The 6,953-nt window shown below is 73.0% G+C and carries 8 protein-coding genes and 2 tRNA genes; 8 read left to right on the top strand and 2 right to left on the bottom strand.

Translation table 11 applies throughout. The features are described 5' to 3' along the window. From VIU94_RS44175 to VIU94_RS44155, 5 genes are all read left to right on the top strand, one after another. Window positions 1-477, top strand: a 477-nt coding sequence (locus VIU94_RS44175) for an FG-GAP repeat domain-containing protein (RefSeq protein WP_331921304.1), incomplete at its 5' end; no start/stop codon positions are given. A gap of 76 nt (window positions 478-553) precedes the next feature. Then, window positions 554-627 (top strand) — tRNA-Lys (locus VIU94_RS44170). A gap of 202 nt (window positions 628-829) precedes the next feature. Beyond that, on the top strand, window positions 830-1,756 hold the full coding sequence (locus VIU94_RS44165) for an NADP-dependent oxidoreductase (RefSeq protein WP_331921302.1): 927 nt from the start codon (window positions 830-832) through the stop codon (window positions 1,754-1,756). A 23-nt stretch (window positions 1,757-1,779) separates the two neighbouring features. After that, window positions 1,780-1,971: a hypothetical protein gene (locus VIU94_RS44160; RefSeq protein WP_331921300.1), complete on the top strand. Its 192-nt coding sequence runs from the start codon at window positions 1,780-1,782 to the stop codon at window positions 1,969-1,971. Beyond that, window positions 1,959-2,900: an AraC family transcriptional regulator gene (locus VIU94_RS44155; protein WP_331921298.1), complete on the top strand. Its 942-nt coding sequence runs from the start codon at window positions 1,959-1,961 to the stop codon at window positions 2,898-2,900. Before VIU94_RS44160 ends, VIU94_RS44155 begins: the two co-directional genes overlap by 13 nt. Before the next feature lie 6 nt (window positions 2,901-2,906). Here VIU94_RS44155 and VIU94_RS44150 read toward each other — a convergent pair whose 3' ends face one another. Beyond that, window positions 2,907-4,448: an InlB B-repeat-containing protein gene (locus VIU94_RS44150; RefSeq protein ID WP_331921296.1), complete on the bottom strand. Its 1,542-nt coding sequence runs from the start codon at window positions 4,446-4,448 to the stop codon at window positions 2,907-2,909. 189 nt (window positions 4,449-4,637) lie between these two features. Further along, a complete protein-coding gene (locus VIU94_RS44145) occupies window positions 4,638-5,627 on the bottom strand; it encodes a sigma-70 family RNA polymerase sigma factor (RefSeq protein ID WP_331921294.1) in 990 nt (329 codons plus the stop codon). A gap of 190 nt (window positions 5,628-5,817) precedes the next feature. On the opposite strand from VIU94_RS44145, the gene VIU94_RS44140 reads away from it, so the two are divergent. The 3 genes from VIU94_RS44140 to VIU94_RS44130 form a co-directional block, all read left to right on the top strand. Next, a complete protein-coding gene (locus VIU94_RS44140; RefSeq protein WP_331921292.1) occupies window positions 5,818-6,333 on the top strand; it encodes a rhodanese-like domain-containing protein in 516 nt (171 codons plus the stop codon). A gap of 98 nt (window positions 6,334-6,431) precedes the next feature. Beyond that, window positions 6,432-6,505 (top strand) — tRNA-Met (locus VIU94_RS44135). A gap of 151 nt (window positions 6,506-6,656) precedes the next feature. Beyond that, the coding region (locus tag VIU94_RS44130; protein WP_331921290.1) for a hypothetical protein at window positions 6,657-6,953 on the top strand (297 nt) is incomplete at its 3' end.

Here is a 6,953-nt window from a genome sequence, read left to right as displayed (position 1 = left end):
TTCGGCGGGATGAACGTGCTCACCTCGCCCGGTGACCTGACCGGCGACGGGCGGGCCGATCTCGTCGCGCGGAACGGGGACTCGCTGTATCTGTTCGCCGGGAAGGCCGGCGGGACCGTCGCCAGTGGGGTGAAGTTCGGGTCCGGGTGGGGCGCGTTCACGCACATCGTCGGGGCCGGGGATCTCGACGGGGACCGGATCGGGGATCTCGTCGCGCGGAAGAGCGACGGGGCGCTGTACCGGTACTCCGGCGCCGGGGCCGGCAAGCTCAAGGCCGGCGTGAAGATCGCCTCCGGGTGGGGCGCCTCGTACACCACCGTCGTCGGCGTCGGTGACCTCGACTCCGACGCCAAGCGCGATCTCGTCGCCCGCGACAAGGCCGGGCTGCTGTTCCGGATCTCCGGGGACGGCAAGGGGTCCTTCGCCGCCCCGGTCCAGATCGGGTCCGGCTGGGGCTCGTTCAAGGGGCTGTTCTAGAAACGGCGCGGCCGGTGATCCGATACCCGATCGGCTCACCGGCCGCCTCCGGCTATGCTCGGGGGTGACTCGCCGAGGGCCGTTAGCTCAATTGGTCAGAGCAGCGGACTTTTAATCCGTTGGTTGTGGGTTCGAGTCCCACACGGCCTACGCGTGCATCACGAAGCGCCCCGCCCGGTTCCGACCGGACGGGGCGCTTCGTCGTTTCCCGGCCCAACTCCTCGTCCCACAAGCGTCTGGGACATCTTTTCAAGACTGAGAGATATTCAGGCTCTCGCCTGATCTTCCTACTGTTGGGGGTGTCGCCAAGCAGTACAACGGCGCACCACAGCCACTCACAGGGGAGAGAATCATGCGCGCTGTCGTCCAGGACGCCTTCGGCGGTCCCGAGGTCCTGCGTACCGTCGAGACCGAGCGGCCCGAGCCGCTCGGGGGCGAGGTGCTCGTCCGCGTGCACGCCGCCGGGGTGAACCCGGTCGACCTGGCCGTACGGTCCGGGGCCCTGCCGCTGCTCGGGGAGCCGCGCTTCGGAGTCGGGTGGGACATCTCCGGCGTTGTCGAGGAGGCCGCACCCGGGGCGCGGTTCAAGGCAGGGGACGAGGTCTTCGGGATGCCGTTCTTCCCGCGTGCCGCCAACGGGTACGCCGAGTACGTCGCCGTCCCCTCCCGGCAGGTCGCCCGCAAGCCCGCCTCCCTCGGCCACGTCGAGGCCGCCGCCGTCCCGCTCGCCGCGCTCACCGCGTGGCAGGGGCTCGTCGACGGCGCCGGGATCGGGGAGGGCGACCGGGTGCTCGTGCACCGGGCCGCCGGCGGCGTCGGGCACTTCGCCGTGCAGATCGCGAAGGCCCGGGGCGCGCACGTGATCGGCCTCGCGAGCCCCGGCAAGCACGACTTCGTGCGCGGCCTCGGCGCCGACGAGGTGATCGACTACACCGCCGCGCCGTTCGAGACCGTCGTCGGCGAGGTCGACGCCGTCCTCGACTCCAATGCCCAGGGCTCCCGTTCGCTCGCCGTGCTCCGTCCCGGCGGGACGCTCGTCAGCATCATGGAGCACTGGAACCGCGAGCTCGCCGCCGAGACCGAGGCCGGCGGCCGGCGCTTCGTCGGGGTCTCCGTCGAGCCGGACTACGCCTCCCTGGAGGCCATCGCCGAGCTGATCGACGCCGGCCGCATCCGCCCGCACATCGCCGAGACCTTCGCGCTCGACGAGGCCGCCAAGGCGCACGAGCTGGTCGGCTCGGGGCGGGTGCAGGGGAAGGTCGTGCTCGCCGTTCGGTGAGGTGCACCGCCGACCACGACTCTGTGAGCAGCCCACGGACGACGTATCGTCTCGTCTCCGTCGGACTGGACGTCGGACTGGACGTCGGACTGGACGTCGGACTCGACGTCGGACTGGACGTCGAACTGGACGTCGGGCTCGACTTCGGACTGGACGTCGGGCTCGACGTCGGACTGGACTTCGGACTGGACCTGGAGGGGCGTTGGACATCCTGACCGAGGCGCTGGGCTCGATGCGGACCGGGCTGCCGACATCCGTGCGGACGGACGGCCGCGCCCCCTGGGGCCTGCGCCTCCCCCCGGTCGCGGGCGCGGGCTTCCACGTCGTCCTGTACGGGACCTGCTGGCTGATCCCGCTCGACGACGCCCCCTCCCACCTGCGGCCGATCGCGCTGAGCCCCGGTGACGTGGTCTTCCTGCGGGACGGCCGGGGCCACATCCTCGCCGACGACCCGGCCACCCCGGCGGAGACCGAGCGGCCCGACCAGTACCGCCAGGTCGGCCCGATCGGGACGGTCAGCGTCGGCGGCGACGGGGCCCGCACCACGCTGCTGTGCGGCAACTACCACCTGGACCAAGGGCGTCCGCATCCTCTGGTGCGCCAGCTCCCCGAGATCATCCACCTGCCGACCCGGCACGGCCGGCACCCGGAGCTGAGCGCCGCGGTCCAACTCCTCGGCGCGGAGCTGGAGAACCCGCGCATCGGGTCGGCCGGCATCGTCCCGACGCTGATCGACTCGCTGCTCCTGTACATCCTGCGCGCCTGGTTGGAGTCCCAGCCCCCGGCCGCCGCCGCGGGCTGGGCCGCCGCGCTCGGCGACTCCGCGGTCGCCCCGGCGCTGGCCGCGATCCACGCGGACCCGTCCGTCGCCTGGACGGTCGAGGCGCTCGCGGACCGGGCCGGGCTCTCCCGCGCGGCCTTCGCCCGCCGGTTCGCGACGCTCGTCGGGGAGCCGCCGATGGCGTACCTGACGCGCTGGCGCATGACCACCGCCGCCCGCCTGCTGCGCGAGTCCGAGGACCCGCTGACCGTCGTGGCGGCGCGCACCGGGTACGGCTCCGAGTACGCCTTCGCCAAGGCGTTCAAGCGGGAGTACGGGCAGGCGCCGGGCGGGTACCGCAGGCAGACGCGCACAGCCGCCTGACCCTGCCTACTTCTTGGCCGGCTTGATCGGCTTGATCGGCTTGAACCGCGCCGTCAGCTCGTGCGCCTCGTCCATCGTCACCGCCATCGTCGGGGCCTTGCGCGGGTGCGCCCGCCCGTCGAGCTCCCAGCCAGCGAAGGCCTGGCCCGTCGCCGGGACGGCCGTCACCGTGACCTCCGTGCCGGGGCGGTACGGGCCCCAGGTGCCGGGCGTCACCGTCCCGCCGGTCGTCGGCGCGGCGGCGAGGGTCAGTGCGTGCCGGGTCACCGGGGTCTGCGGGGTGCGGTACTCGGCCACGATCGGGGCGGTCATGCGGGCGACCCGCGCGTTGTCGTTGTCCGCGTCGCCCAGCGGCTGACCCTCCCAGGTGCGCAGGGTGTTCGAGTACTGGTTGACCGCGGCGCACTCCCCGGGGCAGGAGGAGCCGTACGCCATGAGCGTGTGGAAGCGGCCGTCCGGTGTGATCCAGCCGGTGCTGTACGGCGTGGTCAGGTACCGCGTGTAGCCGAAGGCGCCGGAATGCCGTTCCAGGGTCGCCCGGTCGTGCCACAGGCCCAGGTTGTGCCCCACCTCGTGGCCGAAGTTGAACCAGTCGACGACGCTGTCGACGTCCGTCACCGAGAACGCCTCGTCGTCGGACTCCGGCGAGGGCGGCGACGGCAGGCTGCCCTGCCCGCTGCTCGTGCCGGACGGCACCGCGACCAGCAGCGCGGCCAGGTCCGCGGAGTGACGCTTGCGCAGCGAGGCGGCGGGCGCGCCGAGTCGGCGGTCGTACGGATCGGTGAGCTTGCGGTACACGTCCCCGGCCCGCTCCCTGCCGTTGTAGTCGGCCTCGTACACCGCGACCACGTCGACGCTCGCCCGCACCCCGCTGTCGGCGAGCGCGCTGTCGAGGGTCGCGTCGGCCAGCGCGATCCGGGACCGCATCGCCGTCGCGCCGCCGACCCGTTCGGCGGCCCGGGGCGTGTACCCGACCACCATGTCGATGACGACCGGCTCGGGCTCGGCGGCCGGCTCGCCCGGCGGGTTCCGGGGCGGCGGCGACCCGGCCGCCGCCTCGTCGGCGACCGCCCGCGGCCGCTTGCGCGGGTCCTCCTCCGTGACGACGACCCGGCCGGGCCGCCCGGGCGCCGACGACAGGGTGTACGAGCGCTCCCCCAGGGTCACCACCCCGTCCACCGCCATCGATGTCGCCCGGGCCTTCGGGGCGCACGCGCCGGTGACCGTCAGGAGCACCGTCCGCTCCGGCCGCCCGGCGACGTGCCCCGCCCATGTCACGGTGCCGCGCAGGTCCCGTTCGACCCGGTCCGCGACCGCGGTCACCGACACGTCGTGGAACAGGTCCAGGGTGCGGGTGCCGGGCGCGCCGTCCGGGCGGGCGGTGCACAGCGCCGCGTACGCCCGCGGGTCGATCCGCTCCGTACGGCTGCGCAGCACCCAGGCCGGGTCGTCGGGCACCGGTTCGCTGTCGGACGCCGCCGGGGGCGCGGCGAGCGCGGCGAGGGCCAGCAGCCCCGCCCCGACGAGCAATGAGCGGCGGGCGCGCATGACTTCTCCTGACTGATCGGTACTGATCGGTGCCGTGGCGATGCGATGTCGATCAGTCAGTGAAGAGGGGCGGCCGGGCCAAGATCCACGTACGACGTCGTCCGCAGACCCGTACGAAGGTTTCCTTCACCCCACCGGGTGGCATCCGGCCGCCCACGTGCCGCTGTCAGTCCTGCTGTCGGCCTTCCGTCAGTCCTCCGGCGTCTCTCGGTCCTCCGGCGTCGTGACGTCCAGCGCGCCGACGTCCAGCAGCTCCAGGCGCTCCGGGTCCGCCAGGATGTCGATCGCGATGATCCGGCCCTCCTCCGACACCGTGAAGGCCAGCAGCGCGGTCGGGCGGCCGTCCGCGACGGAAAGGACGCCGGCGTTGCCGTTGACCAGGACCGGCACGCCCACCGCCTGGAAGCGGCGGAAGGTGAGTGCCTGCGCGGCGACCGCCTCCGGGCCGCGGACCAGCTTCGTCGCGACCGCACGCAGCGAGCCGCCGTCGGCGCGCAGCACCACGTCCGGGTCGAGCACCGCGAGCAGGCCCTCGAAGTCGCCGGCGCGCGAGGCCGCGAGGAACGCGTCGACGACCTTCCGCTGCCGGGTGATGTCGCGCTCCGGCTCCGGGGCCGCGCCCTGGACGCGGCGGCGGGCGCGGCTGGCGAGCTGCCGGGCGGCGGCCGGGGTGCGGTCGACGATCGGGCCGATCTCGTCGAAGGAGACCCCGAACATGTCGTGCAGCACGAACGCGAGGCGCTCCGCCGGCCCCAGCGTCTCCAGGACGACCAGCAGCGCGAGCCCGACCGAATCGGCGATCAGCGCCTGCTGTTCGGGGTCGGCGGTGCGGGCGCCCGGCTCCGAGATCTGGACCACCGGGTCGGGGACGTGCACCTGGGCGTCCAGCGATTCCTCGCGGCGGGAGGTGCGCGAGCGCAGCATGTCCAGGCAGACCCGGCCGACGACGGTGGTCAGCCAGCCGCTGAGGTTCTCGACGGCCGAGGTGTCGGAGCGGTTCAGCTTGAACCAGGCCTCCTGGACCGCGTCCTCGGCCTCGCTGACCGAGCCGAGCATCCGGTAAGCGACCGCGCGCAGATGGCCGCGGTCGGCCTCGAAGCGCTGGGCCAGCAGGTCCTTGTCATGCGCGGCGTGTGCGTCGCGTGTGTCGTGCGCCTCGCGTGCGTCGTCCTCGTTCATCGGTGCCCATTCCCCTCGTCCGCTCTCACCTGACATGACGGACGAAGGGCGGACGATGTGACCGGTCCGCGTCCCGACACGTGAGATCCGGGCCGAGCCGCTCCCAACGCACGGAAATCCCCGGCCGATCCTCGCCACTGCCGGGATTCCCCACTTCAGCCCGATGATCTTCGTCAGTAGATTCTCAGACATGACGACAACGACGCAGGTCAACGCCACTGCCGGTACCGCTTCCGCCCCCGCCGAGAACTCCGTGCTGCGGGTCCCGCCGGCCTCCCCGGCCGCGGCCGCCGCCTACTTCTCGGCCAGCCTCGCCTTCCACGCCGACGTCTCGGACGTCGCCTCCGCCATCGCCGCCGGCGGCGACCTGGGCTTCGTCGTCCTCGACTCGCGCTCCACCGCGTCCTGGGACCAGGGCCACGTCCCTGGTGCCGTCCACCTGCCGACCGCGCTCATCGCCGAGCAGGCCGAGCGGCTGCTCGACAAGTCCGTGCCGGTCGTCACGTACTGCTGGGGCCCCGGCTGCAACGGCGCGACGCGTGCCGCGCTCGCCCTCGCGGAGCTCGGCTACCAGGTCAAGGAGATGCTCGGCGGCTTCGAGTACTGGGTGCGCGAGGGCTTCGCGTACGAGACCTGGGAGGGCCCCGCGAAGCGCGACGCCGACCCGCTGACCGCGCCGGTCGACGCGGAGGACTGCGGCTGCTGAGGCGGCTGCGGAAACGGTGACTGAGACCGGGGTCACGTCCGACGGGCCGTTATTGGTTACGGGTACCGCTTTCCATGCCGTAAGGTTGTGTTCACCGACGCGGGGTGGAGCAGCTCGGTAGCTCGCTGGGCTCATAACCCAGAGGTCGCAGGTTCAAATCCTGTCCCCGCTACTCAAGACGAAGGCCCGGATCCAGTACTGGATCCGGGCCTTCGTGCATGTCCCGGACCGGAGCCGCCCGGGACGTCCGGCATAAAGACCGGCCGAAACCGTGCCCGCCTCTTTGCGGTCGCACCCGGCCGCCCCGTAGTGTCGCGTGCGCCATGAGTGAACTCCGCGCGGCCGAGCTGCGACAGGCACGACGTCGGCTCCCCGCCGCGCTGCTCCTGCTCGCGCTCTTGGCGCTGGTCGCGAGCATCTGCCACGGTTCGCACGGGCACACCCTCCCGTACGCCGCGGCCGCCGCAACCCCCGCCGTCTCCGCGCCCGAGCTGCCGCACGGCTGCGACGAGCGCCCCGGCGAGCGGTGGAGCTTCGACGCGCACCTGCCCGCGCAGGCCGCCGCGCAGCTCGCCGCACCGGACGAGGACGGCGCCGCGCCCCTCGCGCACACGCACACC

This window comes from Streptomyces sp. (genome assembly GCF_036566765.1).
Classification (GTDB): Bacteria; Actinomycetota; Actinomycetes; order Streptomycetales; family Streptomycetaceae; genus Streptomyces.
This window is presented reverse-complemented; position numbering and strand designations above follow the sequence as displayed.